The sequence below is a fragment of the Bartonella vinsonii subsp. arupensis OK-94-513 genome (assembly GCF_000278235.1).
Taxonomy (GTDB): domain Bacteria; phylum Pseudomonadota; class Alphaproteobacteria; order Rhizobiales; family Rhizobiaceae; genus Bartonella; species Bartonella arupensis.
On record NZ_JH725037.1, the window covers coordinates 1145372 to 1164047 of the forward strand.

General features: G+C 38.2%; 21 protein-coding genes and 4 pseudogenes. 12 read left to right on the forward strand and 13 right to left on the reverse strand.

Features of this window, described 5'->3' with window-relative positions:
- Both ME1_RS05025 and ME1_RS05030 read right to left on the reverse strand, forming a co-directional pair.
- The coding region (locus ME1_RS05025; protein ID WP_004864151.1) for a restriction endonuclease at positions 1-1853 on the reverse strand (1853 nt) is incomplete at its 3' end.
- Between the two features lie 617 nt (positions 1854-2470).
- The gene (locus ME1_RS05030) at positions 2471-2764 is read right to left on the reverse strand and encodes a hypothetical protein (RefSeq protein ID WP_004865660.1); all 294 of its coding nucleotides are present in this window, start codon (positions 2762-2764) and stop codon (positions 2471-2473) included.
- 601 nt (positions 2765-3365) lie between these two features.
- Here ME1_RS05030 and ME1_RS05035 point away from each other — a divergent pair.
- Positions 3366-3710, forward strand: coding sequence for a hypothetical protein (locus ME1_RS05035; RefSeq protein ID WP_004864159.1), 345 nt, complete (start codon positions 3366-3368; stop codon positions 3708-3710).
- An 84-nt stretch (positions 3711-3794) separates the two neighbouring features.
- Here the strand turns inward: ME1_RS05035 and ME1_RS08385 are convergent.
- From ME1_RS08385 to ME1_RS05050, 4 genes and pseudogenes are all read right to left on the reverse strand, one after another.
- Positions 3795-4174 (reverse strand): annotated as a pseudogene (locus tag ME1_RS08385) (hypothetical protein); the annotation flags it as partial.
- Positions 4169-4610 (reverse strand): annotated as a pseudogene (locus ME1_RS05040) (DUF7146 domain-containing protein); the annotation flags it as partial. The pseudogenes ME1_RS08385 and ME1_RS05040, both read right to left, overlap by 6 nt.
- 101 nt (positions 4611-4711) lie before the next feature.
- The gene (locus ME1_RS05045) at positions 4712-4912 is read right to left on the reverse strand and encodes a helix-turn-helix transcriptional regulator (RefSeq protein WP_004865796.1); all 201 of its coding nucleotides are present in this window, start codon (positions 4910-4912) and stop codon (positions 4712-4714) included.
- A 220-nt stretch (positions 4913-5132) separates the two neighbouring features.
- Positions 5133-6299, reverse strand: a complete 1167-nt coding sequence (locus tag ME1_RS05050; RefSeq protein ID WP_004864165.1) for a tyrosine-type recombinase/integrase — start codon at positions 6297-6299, stop codon at positions 5133-5135.
- A gap of 176 nt (positions 6300-6475) precedes the next feature.
- On the opposite strand from ME1_RS05050, the pseudogene ME1_RS05055 reads away from it, so the two are divergent.
- From ME1_RS05055 to ME1_RS05080, 7 genes and pseudogenes are all read left to right on the forward strand, one after another.
- Positions 6476-7621 (forward strand): annotated as a pseudogene (locus tag ME1_RS05055) (hemagglutinin repeat-containing protein); the annotation flags it as partial.
- Between the two features lie 2 nt (positions 7622-7623).
- Positions 7624-7959: pseudogene (locus ME1_RS07965) on the forward strand (glycoside hydrolase family protein); the annotation flags it as partial.
- The gene (locus tag ME1_RS05065) at positions 7956-8183 is read left to right on the forward strand and encodes a hypothetical protein (protein WP_004863738.1); all 228 of its coding nucleotides are present in this window, start codon (positions 7956-7958) and stop codon (positions 8181-8183) included. The pseudogene ME1_RS07965 and the gene ME1_RS05065, both read left to right, overlap by 4 nt.
- Positions 8116-8340, forward strand: a complete 225-nt coding sequence (locus tag ME1_RS08270) for a hypothetical protein (RefSeq protein ID WP_081485021.1) — start codon at positions 8116-8118, stop codon at positions 8338-8340. Before ME1_RS05065 ends, ME1_RS08270 begins: the two co-directional genes overlap by 68 nt.
- Positions 8312-8530, forward strand: a complete 219-nt coding sequence (locus tag ME1_RS05070; protein ID WP_035011655.1) for a hypothetical protein — start codon at positions 8312-8314, stop codon at positions 8528-8530. The genes ME1_RS08270 and ME1_RS05070 overlap by 29 nt, the downstream gene beginning before the upstream one ends.
- A gap of 383 nt (positions 8531-8913) precedes the next feature.
- Entirely contained in the window at positions 8914-10098 is a 1185-nt protein-coding gene (locus ME1_RS05075) for an alpha/beta hydrolase (protein ID WP_004864172.1), read from the forward strand.
- A gap of 134 nt (positions 10099-10232) precedes the next feature.
- A complete protein-coding gene (locus ME1_RS05080; protein WP_004864175.1) occupies positions 10233-10727 on the forward strand; it encodes a hypothetical protein in 495 nt (164 codons plus the stop codon).
- Positions 10728-11210: 483 nt separating this feature from the next.
- Here ME1_RS05080 and ME1_RS05085 read toward each other — a convergent pair whose 3' ends face one another.
- The 6 genes from ME1_RS05085 to ME1_RS05105 form a co-directional block, all read right to left on the reverse strand.
- Positions 11211-12248: a tyrosine-type recombinase/integrase gene (locus ME1_RS05085; RefSeq protein WP_035011656.1), complete on the reverse strand. Its 1038-nt coding sequence runs from the start codon at positions 12246-12248 to the stop codon at positions 11211-11213.
- A gap of 7 nt (positions 12249-12255) precedes the next feature.
- Positions 12256-12474, reverse strand: a complete 219-nt coding sequence (locus ME1_RS07835) for a hypothetical protein (protein WP_004864181.1) — start codon at positions 12472-12474, stop codon at positions 12256-12258.
- A 118-nt stretch (positions 12475-12592) separates the two neighbouring features.
- Positions 12593-13216, reverse strand: coding sequence for a lambda exonuclease family protein (locus ME1_RS05090; protein ID WP_004864184.1), 624 nt, complete (start codon positions 13214-13216; stop codon positions 12593-12595).
- Between the two features lies 1 nt (position 13217).
- Positions 13218-14048: a phage recombination protein Bet gene (gene bet, locus ME1_RS05095; protein ID WP_035011699.1), complete on the reverse strand. Its 831-nt coding sequence runs from the start codon at positions 14046-14048 to the stop codon at positions 13218-13220.
- Between the two features lie 88 nt (positions 14049-14136).
- Positions 14137-14547 (reverse strand): hypothetical protein, encoded by a 411-nt coding sequence (locus ME1_RS05100; RefSeq protein ID WP_004864190.1) that lies wholly within the window; start codon positions 14545-14547, stop codon positions 14137-14139.
- A 222-nt stretch (positions 14548-14769) separates the two neighbouring features.
- The gene (locus tag ME1_RS05105; protein ID WP_004864192.1) at positions 14770-15105 is read right to left on the reverse strand and encodes a hypothetical protein; all 336 of its coding nucleotides are present in this window, start codon (positions 15103-15105) and stop codon (positions 14770-14772) included.
- A gap of 94 nt (positions 15106-15199) precedes the next feature.
- On the opposite strand from ME1_RS05105, the gene ME1_RS05110 reads away from it, so the two are divergent.
- The 4 genes from ME1_RS05110 to ME1_RS07705 are packed head-to-tail and all read left to right on the forward strand — an operon-like array spanning position 15200 to position 17815.
- Positions 15200-15541 (forward strand): hypothetical protein, encoded by a 342-nt coding sequence (locus ME1_RS05110; RefSeq protein ID WP_004864195.1) that lies wholly within the window; start codon positions 15200-15202, stop codon positions 15539-15541.
- 2 nt (positions 15542-15543) lie between these two features.
- A complete protein-coding gene (locus ME1_RS05115; RefSeq protein ID WP_004864197.1) occupies positions 15544-15852 on the forward strand; it encodes a dATP/dGTP diphosphohydrolase domain-containing protein in 309 nt (102 codons plus the stop codon).
- A gap of 12 nt (positions 15853-15864) precedes the next feature.
- Positions 15865-16968: a hypothetical protein gene (locus ME1_RS05120; RefSeq protein WP_004864200.1), complete on the forward strand. Its 1104-nt coding sequence runs from the start codon at positions 15865-15867 to the stop codon at positions 16966-16968.
- Between the two features lie 19 nt (positions 16969-16987).
- The gene (locus tag ME1_RS07705; protein WP_004864203.1) at positions 16988-17815 is read left to right on the forward strand and encodes a hypothetical protein; all 828 of its coding nucleotides are present in this window, start codon (positions 16988-16990) and stop codon (positions 17813-17815) included.
- Positions 17816-17875: 60 nt separating this feature from the next.
- Here ME1_RS07705 and ME1_RS05135 read toward each other — a convergent pair whose 3' ends face one another.
- Complete coding sequence (locus ME1_RS05135) at positions 17876-18436, reverse strand: hypothetical protein (protein WP_004864208.1); 561 nt, start codon at positions 18434-18436, stop codon at positions 17876-17878.
- Between the last annotated feature and the right edge of the window lie 240 nt (positions 18437-18676).

Consider the following 18676-nt stretch of genomic DNA (forward strand, 5'->3'; position numbering starts at 1 on the left):
CCAGCAGGAACCCCAACCGGTAGAATGATATAACCTCTTTTTTTGCCCTTGGCACGGCGCATGATACGTCCTACCGCTTGTATCACATCCACGTGACTTTTGCGCGGATGTAAAAACATGACCGCATCAAGAGCAGGCACATCCACGCCTTCTGAGAGACAACGAACATTACTTAACACACGGCAGATATTTTTCCCCGCATCTTCTTTTAACCAATCAAGTTTTTTTGTACGCTCTTTAGCGCTACAAGTTCCATCAATATGCTCAAATCTACAGTGAAGAGCAGGTGTCTTTTTATGACTTTCATAAAGAGTACGTAATTCAGACTGAATTTCATCAGAATTAAAGGTATCACGAATGCGTTCAGAGGTTTTAATATCTTTACAAAAAGCCAAAGCACGACGCATAGGATTGGGGTCATCACTTAAATCAACCTTCAGATCGATTTTACTCAAAGCTTGGTAACAGCCTACGAGCTTGGTTTCATCATCAAGAGTAAGTTCATAATTATCATCGGTCATAAGATGTTGAATGGATTGAGCCACTGCTTCTTCATTCACCCCCAAGACAATAATCTTATAAGGTGCTAAAAGGTCATTCTGAACGGCTTTTGAGAAGGTATAGGTATAAAGGTTTTTGCCATAGAGCTCTTCATCATCCATAGAAGCCAGAACGGCATTAATCTCATTGGCTTGTTTCTTGGCATTATCGGTAAAAATCTTTGGAGTTGCCGTCATGTAGAGGCGTTTTTTTCCTTGTATGATGCTATTGTCATGCACTTTGACAAATTCAGATTCACTATTGTCTGTACCCAACACAGCCCCCGTTGTCCTATGGGCTTCATCACAAATAATCAGATCAAATTCGGGCAAGCCATGGTCTTTTTGTGCATCTGATATCACTTGGATTGAATGATAAGTCGAAAAGATAACAGTCATGACATCAGGAGAAGTCTTATTGGCTTTGCTTGCAAGCTGTTTTGCATCTGTTGTTGCAGGCAGGGCAAGATCAGAAGTATCAAGACCAGCATCATCATCTTGGTTTTTACGACGCTTGCCAATATGGAGATCAGAACACACAGCAAAGGAACGCAAGGCTATCTCTGTATCTGCTGTCCATTCACGGATGGTTTGTGACATGAGAGCAAGAGAAGGCACTAAAAACAAAACCCGCTTGCCTTGACCAGCGAGAGTTTCTGCTATCTTAAGGCTCGTAAAGGTTTTGCCCGTTCCACAAGCCATAATCAGCTTGCCACGGTCTGCTTCTTGTAAACCCTCACAAACAGCTTCAAGGGCTTCTTTCTGATGATCTAAAAGCTTTTTCTTCGTTTGTTCTTTAAGGACAACAGTTTCTTTTCCTTCAAAACGGCTCCAATCGATTTGACTTTTTTCCAGATCAAACAGATTAATCTGTTGAATACGGACTTCTTGTCCTTCACAGGTATGAGAAGCGTTATCACTCCAATCACTTTCGGTGCTGTCGATAAGAAGTCGACGGGTGAAGATCTTTTTGCCAGAGGCAGCAATAAAACTATCAATATCTTCTTTTTTAATGCAATGAGAGGCGTCATAGCATTTGCATTGAATGGCAGCATAGCCTCCTTCATCACGAATTTTAGCGACCAGATCAATGCCAATATCGCGCCCATCTTCTCCACGCTCTTTCGCCCACTCACAATAGGTTTGAACCTGTTCATATTCTTGGCATTGCAGAGGGTCTTGCGTCAAATAAGCCATGACAAGGTTTTCAAAGAGAGTACCCAATTCACGAGGTGACTTTGCCTGTTGACGATAAAACTGTAAGAGAGAGCGTAAAGAGGATTGTTTGTTATCAGACTTGAGGGATTGAAGCATTATAGAGAAACTCCATAGTCTTACGACATTAATCAATTGACTTCGAAAGAATCGAAATGGAGTTTATTAAATACATTTAGGATAAATATCGAGTGTAAAATGGGAGAAAACCGCCAGAAAAGCCATAAAATGCGTCAAAAAAATTTAACAAGATGCATTTATAAACAGCCTATAAAAAGTAAACTAGTGAAACTTTCTATTCATTTTATGGGAAATCAAGACAAATTCGATATGTGTTTTAAGAGATCAAAATGAATATTTTGAAGCATTTTGTAATATATTTCATTTGAGGTTATGAAGGGGGATATAAAACTTCAAAACCTCCTCAAAACATATATCATTAATTGTATTTACAGGTTGTATTATGAAAATAGGTTGTTTTTTTAGGGTTTTTAAAATCTTAACATATTGAAAAGTAATATTTTTATTTTTTAATGTTTTTTTCTTTAAACACAAAGTTTCAAAACTCAAAACCTATGGCAATAACTGTATTTCTGTTTTTAAGAGTGAGAGTGTTCAGAAAACAAAAACCCTCAAAGATAACTTATGAACCATTGTTCTTGGTGCTCTAAGATTTTGAGGGTTTGAAAGATCAAAGAAAGAAAATTCTCATCGTTTCATTGTCTTGTATTCTTGTTTTTTATCAAAGGATGCCATTCATAGCGTATGGTAGGACGCCCACCTGTTGGGTTTTTCGTTCCAGAGATTTCACGAATATGGTTTGAACGGCATAACAACTCCAAAGCTTTTTGAACAATGCTATGCTCTATTAAATCTGTCCAATCACGTTGGTGAATATCGCGTAACGTAAAGATATCAGGTAAGCAATCACAACGTTCTACAATCAATTTTGCACGTTCTGCTGTTAAGGTATCCTCAGCAGCATAAAACCTTTTTACATGACTCAACAAATAGTTTTCCCAACGCAATGCTGTTAGAACTTGTGCAGAACTAAAAGGCTCGACCGCTAAAAGAGCGCTGCTAATCGGTTGTATTTCACTTCAACCAATTTGTTGCAATGCCACTTTATAAGGAAGGGCTTCATCTTTAGAGCATGAAATCTATTTTGGCTCTAAATATATAGATCAGTTTTCTTTAACTGTATTAACTAGTAATTATTGGTAAGATACTTTTAATATAAAAATCTAATTTTCATTTGTTAAAAGCAAAATTTTGTAAATTTTTACTTGTGAAAGCAATATTTTTCGAATTGTATATATAGTATATATAAATGTATGAAACAATAGCGTAAGAATTTTATTATCCATAAAAATACGATGCTATTCTAAATAGTTTGTACGATGAGAGGTATTCTTTTTTTATAAAAAACTCCTTACAATGATAAACGTTAACCTACTAATCTAATGGCTGAATCTGAGCAACAAAAAAACTATAATTTATTTATTGACAATTATAACCAAAACGTGTGTTTACTATGACCATAATGTGCATTTGCCTTAATTTCATAGCAAACGCATTTGTAAATTTATTTGTTATTAGGAAATTTATCTCATGAAACGTATTATTTTAGCAGCGGCTTTGTTTTCTATCTTTTCTACAGTATTATCTTCAATAACAGCTAGTGCGCAGTCGGTGGGGAGTGGCTGTGGGATGTCGATAGCGGAAAAACTTGCAAAGCAAAAAAATCTTGGAGAGAACGAGAAAAATCTTCTTTCAAAAATTATTATTCCTGAGGCGAAGGGCCTCTTTAAAATTAGAGAAGACAGATTTACAGTTGACGCATTTTCTTATCCCATTCTTAATATTTTTGGATTGGGGAGTGGTTGTAAGCCGGTTAACGCGCATCTGAAGAAGATTGAATACCTATTTTTTTCATGCTCTGTTGATGGAAAGTAGTAAAGAAAGCTAGGAGCTCTTGATAAAGAAAGCATCTCGTGCAACACGAGATGCGTAGCTTCATGAGTTATGCATAGGCGTAGCAATATTAGCGTTTGAGCCTTCCGTTTTTTTCTGTAACGGTATATCATCAACAACGGTTGTAGCATTTTCTAATTCGGTCTTCTGAGCAATTTTTACAATGTCAATAATATGGCTTATATTTTGCCCTAAGTTGATTTGGTTAAAGATTATCTCAAAATTCCCATCATGAGAAAGAAAAGCATTGATAACTTGCCAAACAACCTTGTATCTTTTGTTGTATTTTAAAGCTTGTTCCGCAGAAATTTCAGCAGGAACCCCAACCAGTAAAATGATATAACCTCTTTCTTATTTGGAATACGACGCGTGACATGCTCCACCGTCTGTATGACATCCACTTGGCTTTTGCGAGAATGTAAAAATATAATCGCATCAAGAGAGGGATGGGGGCATTTGCTATGAAAGCGTAAACTAGGGAGGTAAGTCACAAGTGATACCACGCTTGCGTAAATAAAGCTCTGCTAAAGTCTCTTTAATCGGTTGACTTTGCTTCCAAATCTTTTGTGCTCTCTCTGCTTTCTGTTTTGTCTTGTTATCTTCACAACAAACCTGTTTTGAGAAAGAGAGATTGTAACAAGAGGTTTTGTGATCAAAACATGCCTGTTTTTCAATCAACCCAATATTTTTGAGAGCTTGTATGATCTCTCTAAAAGAGCAGCCAGCATAACAATGAAGCAAGAGACGCCCATCATTTCCATTAGAAATGCCTAAACTAGGCAACCTATCATCATGAGCAGGGCAACGGGCTAGTCTATAAGCCCCATACCAGACACCACGCAAGGCATTTGTGATGCCCCGAGCATTTATAGAATTATACATTTTTTTCATCCTATAACGTTGCGTCACAGGATGGATTTTGCTATATTCTTATCGGTTTATAAGAGAAAGCCTTGTCCATCCTTATGTGACAAGGTTTTTTTTCATGCAGCGTCACTTTGACGTTGCGTTTTTGCTTTTTCAATCACATCCATCAGATCCGATTGTAACCAACGCGATAAAGAACCAAATTTTAAAGGCTTTGGTAAAGATCCATTGGTGACATGACGGCGGAATGTTGAAACGCTTATATGCAATAATTTTGCACTTTCACGGTCTGTAAGAAGAACATCATTTTCAGTTATAATTTATCCTTTCAATCTCAAAAAATGGAAACAAATCAATAACCATTTATTAACCATATTTTAGAATCATTTGAAAGTAAGTTTGTTCATAAAAAACAGTATTTTATGAGGTATTTTCTCATTTGATACTTTATGAGTCTTATTGAAACGGAATGAGAGAACGAAGAGAAAAAGTTATCCACAGATAATGAAAGAATGATGGGGTGCAAGACCCCATCTTTTAAGATTGCCCCGTGACATAGGCAGCCCATTTATCCATATAAACACGGCGCTGTTCTAGATAATCAGTACGACGGTAGGCGCGCTCTACTTTACCCCCAACCGTATGACCCAGAATGGTTTCTGCTACCTCAAAAGGAGCATCGGTTGTTTCTGCTAACCAATCGCGTAAACTAGACCGAAAACCATGCGGGCGTGCTTCAAGCCCAATCTGTTGCATATATTTTGACATGCAATTTTCACCAAAGGGACCACGACCGGATGCAGAAAAAAAGAAATCATTACGTGATAGGGGACGTGCTTGTTTCAAAATTTCTAATGCCTCAGATGATAAAGGCACGCGAAATTCTGTTGTAGCATCACGCCTTCCTTTCATATTTTCAGCAGGGATAGTCCATATATCACCATTAACTTGATCTTTATGAATATAACGTAAAGGACGTGTACGAACACCTGTCAGAATAAGTAGACGCAAAGCCAAGTGTGTCATGGTTGTTGTTTTGCAGAGTGTTTTATAAAAATCCGGAACATCTCTCCAATCCATAGCAGGTACATTTTTAACTTTATGCCGTTGTTTACCTAAGAGCGCGCGTGCTTTTTCTGTTGCTTGTAAATCAACATCCAAACCCAAGGCAGCGGCATGTTTAAGACAAATATTAAGGCGGTTTAGTGCTTTCTCAGCTGTTCCAGCTTTTGTATGCCAGATGGGAGCGAGAACTTTGCGTATATCTGTTTGTGTAATTTCTGAAACGGGGAGGCAGCCTAATTTAGGGAGAATATAAAGACGTAAAGGTGCAAACCACACACCATTTTTACCGTCATTTTTTAATTCTGCTTTACGACTTTCAAAAGCATCCACGGCAATATCTTTTAAATAATGCAGATTACGCATTGCCTCACGTTTTTGTTTATTGCGTTCTTTAATGGGGTCACGACCCTCATGCAAAACAGAACGCCATTGGGTTGCAGTTTCACGAGCTTGTTTTAAAGAGACATCTCTTAAAGCACCCAAGCCCATTTCACGGCGCCGCCCGTGGATGGTATAACGATAAAGCCATTGAGCGCCCCCATCTTTACGCTTATGAAGTAACAAGCTGGCACCATCATTATATTTGCCAGCTCCCAATGTTGCGACAGCCCTTGCATTAAGACGATTCATAAGAGGCATTTTTGTTCCTTTCTAAACGGTTTTTTATCCACACGTTAATCCCACTTGTGATGTGCAAGGGGATGATTTTGATTGATTTAACATAAGCAGGTTTGAGATGAGAGAATCTTAGGATATTCGGGTCTCTCATTCAACATGCAAAACAGTAAATTATCATTATAAATCAACACGTTGCCATTCTCAGTCAAGGGAGACATTTTGCTGCTGGTGGTGATGCTGTTTTACTTGCGGAGAATAACATTCGTTTGGATGCAGGGCGTACAACGGTTGATGGTGTAGGGACAGTATTAAACACCAATGCGCTTTCTGTTGGTGGCAATGCGAGCGTGATTGCCAAACAAGATCTCACCGCCTCAGGGGTTAAGATCACCACAGGAGGTGATCTTACCATGGCCACAGAACAAGGTGATTTGACGATAGGCTCAGCAGAAACCCACCACCACAGCGAGCACAGTGACTCCACCATGCACCATAAATCGCAAGTCAGTTCTGGGGGATCAACAATACTTCTCTCTGGAAAAGATCTTAATGTTTTAGGTTCTGATGTTCAAGCAAAGGAGAGACTGCATTTACAAGCTGAGAGGAATATTTCCATTGATGCCACACGCAACAGTGCCAATAGCCATCGCGGGGATCAAACCTCTCATGTTGCCTTACACAATGGCTCTCATTTAAGTTCTGGAAAAGAGACCACTGTTATCTCCGGTCAAGATATTCATATGGCTGCTTCAGATATAGATGCCAAGGGCAATGTTGCTCTTGGTGCCCAAGGGGAAATAGCAATAGGGGTAAGAAAAGATGAGATGGAGGATCATCTTCACTCCAACAACACGAAAGCCGATATGCAAGCCTCGGTTTCTCAGGGCTCATCAATAAAATCTGGGGGTAATGTTACGGCAATAGCGGGGCAGGATGGCAAAAAGCATGATCTCACCATTACAGGCAGTTCCATTGCGGCTGAGAAAAAAGTAGGGCTGAAAGCCAGCAACGATGTTGTGATCACCAATGCAGAGGATAGCCTACATTATGAGATGTCGTACCATAAAGATGGAGGAACATTTAGTAGCAGCAAATCCGTGCATAACAAGATTGATGCTACCCAAGTGGTAGGCTCAAGCGTTACAGGGGGTGAAGGGGTTGCTCTTGAATCGGGAAATGATACCACCATCATTAGGTCAATGGTTCTTGCTGGAAAAGGAAAGGAAACGCCAGAAGATCAGAAACAAGCGGATATTACTATTCACTCTGGTGGAAAGATTGTTATCAAAGGCGTCCAAGAACAGTTTGATCAGCAACAGCAATCCTCATCAAGTAACTTTATTAAAATGGTGATTATGAATCGGTTCCAGCAGAATTACAGAGATGGAACAAGATAGGAGGCAAGCCTCTTAAGGGATTAGCAAACCGTAGAGCAGCAGAAGCGGGGTTATGGGCGAAGGGTTCTTATGTTTCTTCGAACTATCAACATGTGGAAACGAAAGAGGCAACGGGACTTCTCAAAGCAGAAGCCCTAGCACCGATTATAGGCTCGTGTTCAGGTCTTGGAGGATTATTGGCAGGCAATGGACCTATCCAATGGGCACTAGCCGTCATTATGGTTTTAGCGGCATGCACGGGCATAGTGTTTGTGGCTAAACGGTTTCGGGAGCAACGGTTGTGATTTTCTGGTTCAAGAAATATTACCTGATGTTTACAGCGGCTTTAGCCGTTTTTTTTATGGCTTTAGCCAAGGCGTTTTACCTTGGCAAGAAAAGTGAACAGCACAAGCAAACAAAGAATGCTTTGAAGACAGCAATAAGACGGCTTGAGGTAGAAAATGAAGTTAATCAAAAAAGTGATGCTGGTGTGCGCTCTGAACTTTCTCGTTGGGTGCGCGGCAAATAGGTCTGTTTCTTGTGTTGGCTGGTTGCCAATTTATTTGGATAATCAGGATGTTGCGGTCATCAGTCCCAACCTAGCAAGAGATATTTTAAAGCATAACAAGCAGGGAGCGCATTTATGCGGTTGGAAAGATGGTCGAGAAACCAAACAACAAAGATAAAGAACTTACAGAAAACGAACGACAGCTGCTTTATGAGATGATCAATACCTATCAAGGTTTGAAGATGATGTCTCGTTGCGTGAAGTGGATAGCGTTCATTATTTTTATGTTCATTATCGATTTTGCACGCATTATGGATGCGCTGGATAACATCCTCACACACCTCAAAAGATGGTTAACAAAGAGTTAAATGTACAAAGTTTTCTCAAAAAACACCCCAAAAAGAGCTTCTGATTCGTAATTGCAATATATAGATGATGATGCTATTTGATAATCTCATAGATTCTATATGTCAGGTGATCTAAAAGGTGGTTTTGTTATTTGATATTTTTATTAAATCATTGAAAATATTATAAAATGGTACCTCTTGACCGCACCATTTGATTTCTCTTGTGGGATATGTATATTTAACAGGATTGCTGTTTTATGCATTGTAGCGGGGTTTTTCTTTGTGTATTATTTGATTTAGTGCATTCCTAGTAATGCTTGTATTTCAGGTTTGTAGAAGTTTTATTCTTTCACCTACAGATCTGGGATATTGAATCTTTTTTTAGAGGGTTGGGTGGTGTTGTCGTGAGAAGTACAATATTTCTAAAGTATTTAACATTCTTTATTTGCATTTCTTTATTGACAGCATGTAGCAAATCGCGTGCCGTACTTTGGCACGGGGTACATGCAACACCATCTATGGTTGCAGTGCAAAGGGAAGTTGAGGGTAGACCAATTCTTCCTAAAACTGTTGTTCCAGTATATGTTGCAACAAGTCGTATGATGCAAAACAACTATTCTCAGCCTTATGGAGCAGAGCGATCAAATAAAGTGCATTATAATCGCGTTGATGTGGGAATTCCTCAACAACATGTGAAGGGTGCAGTTGAAATAAATGCTTATAAACCTACCCATGACAAATATTTTGCAGCAGTAGCCTTGCAAAAATATGATAATAAAGAACAATTTAAGCAGCAACTAAATGCTGCTTTAGCAAAAAAGCCAAAAGGAAAAAGAGAGATTTTTCTTTTTATTCATGGCTATAACAACAATTTTGCAGATGGCACATTTCGTACAGCTCAGTTTACATACGACTATTCTTTAGATGTTGTTGCTGTGCACTATTCTTGGCCCTCCGCTGGATCAGTCCCTCTTTATATTTATGATCGTGATAGCGCTAATTTTGCGCGTGACGGACTCATAGAGCTTTTGAAACTCGTTAGTGAAACCCATGCTGATCAGATTTCCGTTATTGCTCATTCTATGGGTAATTTTGTTATAATGGAAGCATTTAGAACTTTAGCATTACAGGGGAACTATAAACCTATTCGTCGTATTACAAGTTTCTTAATGGCGGCGCCGGACATTGATGTCGATGTTTTTGAACGACAACTTAATGATATTAAAAAGTTGCCTCGACCAACAGCTATTTTGGTGTCTCGTGCGGATAAAGCACTTGCTGTCTCGGGGCGCCTTACGGGAGGACATCATCGTGTGGGAGATGGTTCTGATATTGAAATGTTGCGTAAAAATGGAATAACTGTCCTTGATTTCTCTACTGTTGATGGCGGAGCACATAATGTCTTTGCATCTTCACCAACGTTGATGGCTCTTTCTCGAGAAGGGTCTTTGGCTTCCACAATTATGCAGGGTACAGAATTATCACCTAGTCAAGCGCTTCTTGCTGATAGTAGTACTGTGTTGGAAAAAACAACTCATCTTATTCTTTATACACCTGTACGTTTTTTAACCCCATTGGCTCCACATTAATGGAAATAAAAGCTAAAACTTTCCATAAAATATAAATGAATGACAACGCATGTTTTTTAGCACTTTCTTTAGAATAGTTTTGTAAAATAAAAAAATAGCGGAATGAATGTAAACAATTATGAGGTGCGTTCATAATGGTTGCACGAAAGCGCTCTGTCGATACATCTACATTAGTTGATTATTTATCTCATTCCGCAATTAAGTTATTAGACATTCATACTATGCTTTTGAAGGCGAAAGAAGGTAATATGGGGGAAAAGCCAAATTTATTGCGTCAAATTGATTCCACAAAAAAACAACTGGATGAGATAAGCCATGCTCTTGTTTTAGAATACCGTAAACGCCAAGAAAATGAGCGCTTCTTAAAACAAGTTCTGCTATCAATTTCCGAACAACTGTTATCGCTTAATAATGGTTTTAAAGAAACGGGACGCCTTTTCTTCCAAGAAATGAGAATACTTCAGTCTCAGATGCAATGTTTCTATGAAGGGATGGAAAGGCAACACTTATTAGATAGTCAAGAATCTTGTTATTCTCCATCAAAAATTGATGAAGTCATTAAACAGTTACAAAAAGCACGTGAAAAGCTTATTGTTGAAAGCCCACATCTCTTTGAAAAAGAATATTAAAGTTAAAGATAAAAGATTCTTTCGACAAGGCACGTCTGTAAAAATATTTTTAACTTTATAGAAAGCAGAGTGATTCAAACACTCTAGCTATTTAAAGAAAAAACGCTGATATCTGCCATGATATTGCTTTCTACTTATTTAATTGTAAATTTATAGGCATATTTGGAGATCATTGAATAGCTATTTTGCAACAAGATTTAGAATCATTCAACTAGTTATTAGAAATGAATAGCTAAGTGAAAAGAGGAGAAAATATTTCTGTTGTAGAGAAAAATAAAAGAACCCCATTCCCTCACTTTTATCCACGAATCCCTTACTTTAAAAATACATGTAAAATCAGCAAGTTATCAGTAAGTTACATGTATCTTAAAAGCATATGGTGGGCGATGAGAGCAAACAGGGAGTAAATAAAATCAAAAATTTATATATAATGTAAGGGTTTTGGTGGTTATTGATTCTATTATGTTTTCTTCGTCTCCACCCCTAACTTTTTTGGAGCTTTTTTATCGATTCAAGAGCAAGTTTTTTACGATCTGCGTTTTTGGTATAAAGAGATGCCATGTTGTCGTTTGTCCATCCAAAAATTGCTTTGAGTTGTGAAACTGTTGCACCGGAATTAGCGGCGCGTGTTGCTGCTAATTTTCTCAAACCATGCGCTGATTTTTTGATTCCCGCTGTATTACAAGCATCTCGAAATGCATTCCCAAAGCTTTCTTTGACAAACTTTTGATTAAGTTTACTACAGATGAATGTTTTTTCTCCAGTGGGACCAATTTTAAGGGTTTCTGCTAATTCAGGCAAAATGGGTAGAAAAACATCTGTTTGGAATTTACTTTTCTCTGTCTTAAGATGAATGATATTATCTTTGACGTCTTTCCAACCAATACGAACGGCGTCACCACGACGCAAACCCGTATAAAGAAGAACATCAATCCAGACGCGTTCATGTGTACCATGTGACCAATGGTGATAATATTTTTCAACATCTTCTTCTGTCCAAACAGCAAAGCCATCTTTGTTGTTCAAAGCTGGTCTTCTTACTCCTGCTGTTGGGTTGTTTTCTAAAAAACCTTGATCAATCGCCCAATTAAAAAGACCATTAAGGGCTTTCAGAAAATTCCTAGCCATTGCTGGTGTTTCTTTACGCCGTTCAACACCGGCTATAATATGTTTTTTTTCGATTGCTTGGTACGGAATGTTTCCTATGGTATCACATACCTTCATAAGGATGAGTTCTTTTTGTTTCTTTGTGGCTTTAGCAAGATTATTCCAATGAACGCTGTTAAAATACTGTTTAAGCAGCCATGAAAATGAACCTTCAACAAGTTTACCTACTTTAGGTTTAGGGGGGATGATGCCTTGTAATTCGGCAAGTGCATCTTTGTAATTGTCAACAAACTCTTGCGTTCCATATGTACCGCGTACTCTAATACGTCGCCCACGACCAATACGCACATACCATATAATTTTACCATGGCGTGTGATTTCTTTGACAAGGTGAGGGGGGCGTGGTTTTGGCATGGCAATTTCACATCTTAGAGAGCGCGTCTTCGTAGTATTCATTCTTTGACAAATCGAATAATTTGTCTGGATGCGCGGCTGCGGTTGGTATTGGGATATCGGATTTGAGATAGATGAGGAGTTCACCTGTAGGTTTGATTTCTATTAATTCACACCCTTGTTTTTTTGCTTCTCTTAAAGCGCGTGCAATAGCTGGTTGTGTTATGGTAGCGGGGCGTGGCGCCATGTCTGTTCTCCCTTCATTAGATGCAATTTGCCCGTGGCGTGAAACACGCATTTCTTGAAAGTTGTTATGAGAGGGTGGGGGTGCTAAGAAGACTTAAAAAAACGCACCCCCATAGGGATTAAGCAGCTTTTGTTGAGATCTTTTGTATCTCTTGCTCTATGTCTGCTAAAAAGGCTTCAACAGCTTTATTGATCTGTTCAATTTGTTGATCATCACGGTGGATGCGTTTGACTTTCATACGCAAGTGAAAAGATTCCCCCGTGAACCGTGGGTCATAGCTTACGAAATCACACCATTTGCGTCCTGTACAAGCCATTTGGAATTGCATTTGTGCATGATATTCAGGCTTGATTTCGTTATCTATACAAAAGCGCATATGGGTTGCGGATCTAGGACATTTGACTTCGATTAAGCCATCCTCACCAATAAGCCCATCAGGGCTAGCCCCCGCCATTTCTATTTCAGGGTGTTGAATAAAGCCGCATTTTATTATATAGGCATCATAAATGAAGCCATATTCTTGCAAGGCATCATCCTCATGTTCAATGCCCCATCTCATATCTTCAGTTTCATAATGGGGGCTTATTTCCCCTGTTAAACGTTCAGTGATGAGTTTGATTTTGTAGTCCTCATATTTGCTTGTAGGTAAACCTTTTGCTGTTTTGCTGAGTATGTTATACACATTGGATGCGGTAACTTTACCCAATCTTGCTTGAAACCATTGTGCTGTTCTTTGTTCCATATCACACCGCCGCTGTCTGTTCTTGTTTGGTTTGTGCATATTCGATATCTTGAATATGTACGTATTCGGCATCTTGTATAGGAGCGTCGTTTTGCTCTTGTGATGGTAAGGATTGTTGTGCTTTTTCTCTTTGAATGTTTTGCTTTTTTTCCAATCCCTCCAAAACCATTTGCGCTTGCTTATGAGACATGTCTGTTAGGTTTTTAACTTTAACAAAAGAGAGGACATTTTCTTCTTCTGTTTGTGTTTGTTCCATTAATTGTCTGATTTGTATAAGCATGTCATGAGAAACCATTTGCTCTTGCGTATTATGGTTTATCTCATTGATACGAGCAGCTTCATCTTCTTCATAAATTCCTGAAAAGCCGAAGGCATATCGTGCACATTGTATAGCGGCTTTATGACGCAACATGCGTGCTGGATATTTTCGCCATGCGTCACTTCTTTCTTGTTTGCATTCTGCTAAATATTCAGTGACCTCTATAGGGTCTTTAATGCCTTTGAGACGAATAGCACATTTGATTGCAATGATATTGCCATCCTTATCCAGATGGTCTTGAAAGGTCATACCATCAAATTGAGGATTAGATTTAATGATCTTAATCCACCCGTCGATAGAGACCACAGGAATAATGCCTCCTCCTCTTTTAGGGAGAGCATAGATTTCCTTCGTTAAAGGGTTGAGACCATAAGTATGAGCAACAGAAATAAAGACAGCAAACTCTTCATCAGAAAAGTTGCCACCAATACATGTTTTAATAATCGTTTTTCGAAATTCTTCATGGGAAAATCCATATTTACTAGCCATTGTTATTAAGGGAGAATTTGTCATCTTGATTTCCTCAATTGCGCGCACTTCACCCATTGCGTGAATCACGCTTGATTTATAGTTGTGATTTTGTTGTGTAAGGAGGCGTCTTTTAAAAACGCCCTGTATAGTTTGGGTAGTTTGGAAGGACGTCCCAAAGGGTTAAGCGGTTTTGCTCTTCATAAGTGCCGTAAATTTTATCTTGATATCGCTGCTTTTCGATTTCTTCTAAAAAAAAACCGTATGCATCACTGTCTTTAACAAAGTTATGAGGAATGATGCCATCAAAACACTTTTGTTCACGTTCTTTAATGTAGAACTCTGCAATATCTTCAGAGATATCTTCGCACCGGTTAGTTGTTGGTTCAATGCGCAAGATTTGAACGGCATTATCAGTTTCATCTATAAAGTCGATAATGTCACTTTCTTCAAATAAAGGACCTGATTTTGCAATGCTTTCTCTTTCATCATCGCACATCACTAAGAGAATTTCATCTGATTTTATAAAGACAGGTTTATTCACAACAGCCTCCGATATTAAAATTTAAAAAGAACATTTTGAATAAAATACCTGTTGACAAGGGTATTTTTTTTTCTGGTACGGTGTCTGTATTTCATATTTTATGAACAGTGTCAATAAAAAAATTCATAAAATCTGAAATTTATATTGAGTACAAATTCATTATGGATAAAATAATGTTAGAAAAATTTTGGAACTATGGAGATAAAAAAGTAATGGCTGCTATTATCTTTTGTCTAAAGAGCAGGAATTTTGAAGAATCGTTAAAACAGCTTTCTGAACTTCAGGATTTGCTTGATAATAAAGACGAATAAATTGTTCAGATTCTTTGATTAAGAAAGGCGGGATTTCACCAAAAAAATCAATAATCTTTATGAGTTCAGTTGCTTTTATTAGCCTAGGTTTTATTGATTTATTTTTACCCGATGTACCCGAATTATTGATCATACTAGTTAAAGTAGATGGCAATACCCCCAAATGTTCAGCTAGCATTTTTTTGCTACCATGTCCATTTTTAGCTAATTGCTCTTTAAGCCATGCCTTTAACTGATCCGATTCCATAAGAATAAGGATCTTTCATATCAAATGAAAAATCAATTGAAAAAACCTGAATTTTTTTCTTGATAAAATTCAGATAATATGAAATTTTATTATTATGAAAAAAGAACCTGCGTATACCATAATAAAATATTTAGGCGGTGCTGTTAATGTTTCACGCATTTTACAGAAATGTAAGGGTGCTGTTTATCGCATTACTTATTCCAAGGAAAAAGGTGGTGCTAATGGATTATTTCCTTCGGTTTATCAGGCACAATTACTAAACTATGCACGTGATCATGGCATAGATTTACGCCCTGATGATTTTTTTTACCCTGAACGCTTGCAGTCATTAATGCAAGAGAGCAAAGGCCATACAAAAAATAGATTTATAAATAGCTCTTCTGTTTACACCTCGCGTTGTGATGAAAACGATGCGTTACAGTCATTAGGGGGGTAAAAATGAAAGAAGCGCATAAGAATGATAATGGCAAAGCACGTGTTGAACTTATCCCCCCGTCAACATTGATTGAAATCGGTCGTGTTCTTGAGTTTGGAGCCAAGAAATACGGAGCAAACAATTGGCGTCATGGCATGGATTGGAGCCGGTTACACGGCGCTGCTTTGCGTCATTTATTAGCATGGTTTGATGGAGAGAGTAAGGATGTCGAGAGTGATTTATCACACTTGGCACATGCGGCTTGTTGCCTTCTTTTCTTAATGGAATGCGAAGCAAAACAGATAGGTCATGATGACCGCCCTAACAGTTAAAGGAGAAATAAAATGGGTTTGAATGAAATGTTATTAATAGCGGTGTTTTCAGTCTTGCTTTTTAGCGGTTTGATGTTTCGTTTTGTGTTGCATTATCGCGACCAAGTTAAAGCCCTTAAAGAGCGCGTTACCAATCTTAAAGAAGAACTCAAAGAGATAAAGAGTGAGTTTGCACAGGAACGCAAGCAGATAATTGACGAATGTATTGCGGATACTAAAGAACGCGACGAGGAGATTTCAAAACTAAAACAAGATCTAAAGACGCATGATGAGGTGATTAAAGCACGCGATAAGACCATTACAGAATTAAAACAAGATATTAAGTATAATGGTGAGGCGCTTCTTTCAAGTGACAAGGAAATTGAAAAACTGAAACAAAAAATAGATCAGTATGATGAAGCGCACACACGGAAAAATGGAATTATAAAGACACTAGAAGAAGATGTTAGATCACGTGACAAGGAAATTGAAGTACTGAAACAGCAAATTAAGCAGTGTAATGATACGATTAAACTTGCAGAGAAGATTGATCCAACTAAGAAATATAAATTCACTGGTGAAATCAAGGAATATAAACTCAATGGTGCTAAAGATGATTGTGTCCATATTTTGCATCGGATTCGTGCATTAAAAGACTTTGGGGCTGTAAAAAAAGGTGATTTAGGTGGCTGGATCGCAAAAGAGGGGAACCTTAGTCATGAAGGCGATTGTTGGGTTGGGGGCGAGGCTATGGTTTTTAACAATGCTCTGGTTTACTGCAATGCTGTAGTTTATGACAAAGCACAGGCTTATGGAAAAGCAACCATTGGTGGGAATGCCAAGGTTTATGGCAATGCGCATGTGTATGAAAAGGCGGAGGTTTGGGGCTCATCACAGGTTTATGGCGATGCCCGGGTTTACGGATATGCTACCGTTACGAATGATGCACAAGTTTATGGCAAAGCACAAGTTTATGGGGAGGCATTCATTCATGGCACAGCAAAGATTTATGACAACGTCACCGTTTGTGGTGATGCACGTGTTACTACAGAAAGTATTGGCGGCGGTACTTTAGTACAAGGCAAAGAAGTGCTTGTTGATAATAAAAACCTCTCTTCTGAGAAGAAAAGTAAGTGAGTAGATAGTGGTGGAAGATATGATACTTAAAAAGAAGTATGAATTTACTGATGAAATAATCAAATTTTGGGGAAGAACCATTTATCGTATTCGGGCACGGAGAGACTTTGGCAAAGTAAAGAAAGGCGATTTAGGTGGTTTTATAGAGCATGAGGGTAACTTATCCCATGAGGGTAATTGTTGGATTTACGATGAGGCACATGTTTATAGCAATGCACGCGTTTACGGCAATGCCAAGGTTTATGGTAAGGCATGTGTTAATGAAAATGCATGTGTTGGTAACAATGCTCAGGTTTACGATAATGCACACGTTTACGGTGATGCAGAAGTTGATGATCGGGCGCATGTTTACGGCAGAGCTAAGGTTTATGGCAATGCTCGTGTTTATGGCAATGCACATGTATATGGTACAGCAGCAATTCATGAATTTGCCAAGGCATGTGGTGATGCACGTATTTCTCAAGATATTATTGATGGTATTTTTCGGGTTGATGGTAGCGAAAGAAAATACGAACTTACTGATGAAATAATTGAAGTTGATGGCAAAACTCTTTACCGCATACGTGCATTGAGAGACTTTGGTGATGTCAAAAAAGGTGATTTAGGGGGCTGGGTAGAAAGTGAAGATAACCTCAGTCATGATGGCAATTGTTGGATCAGTGGTGGAGGGGCGGTTTTTGGTGGTACAAGAATAAGGGGTGGTGAACATATAAACTCTCAGTTCGTTTCTAATAAGACTTATGAATTGTCTCTGTTAACACCACAACGATACATGGTATCTCTACCTTGGCACCGTAGAACATGGGAGAGACTCCGTTATTATTGGGAGTACGGAATATGGCTTTAGCTATTAGAATTATTCACGAAGGCGTTCTTTCTTTGAAAAATTTATTTCAAAAATATCGTTCTATTCATCATTACAATAGGAACCAAGATAAAAATTAGCTTTGAGTGTTTTGGTTGGATAGTTTGGAGAAGTATGTTCTACAATGATATTTATAGGCTGTATTTTAGATGGATTGTACATTGCAAAAATGAGTAAAAATGTTAGTTCACTTTCACCCTTGATACTAAATAGATCACACCACTCATTTTGGATTGGGTTTAGTTCAGGAGTTATCAAGTTGACGTGTTTTTTTTGCGTTTTAATAAAGATGTCTTCTGTTTGTTTATGCAATTCTAGGTTGGATTTAAGATATGAAACATGAACAAATTCAAAGGAGGTCTTTTTATCTATCCATATATGGTTCAATCTAATCATCTGTTTTGTAGGATTATAGAAGGTAACTTGTAAATGAACCAGCGATCCTGAGATTACCCTTAAAACGTTTTTCTTTGATGGGATAACACTACCATATTTTGGTTGGGGAATAGGTCTTAGTTCCAATTTGGCTCCTAGTCTTCGTTCTTCTTGCTCTTTGTACTTAGTGTAAACTGAAAAAATTGTGCGAATAAGATTAAGAGGCATTTATTCTCCTATTTCAGAAATAATTACTGCTGAGTGCTTTTATAAAACACATTTTGTATGGAGTTGCGTGGTGATTAACACGATTCTTTGTTTTGATCTAGGTACGAAGATGGGCTGGGCGATATGTGGTGTGGATGGTCACATATTCAGTGGCACGGCGAATTTTCAAACGAGCCGTTTTGAAAGCAAGGGTAGACGTTATTTTCTTTTTCAGAAATGGCTTACAGAAATGAAGATGAC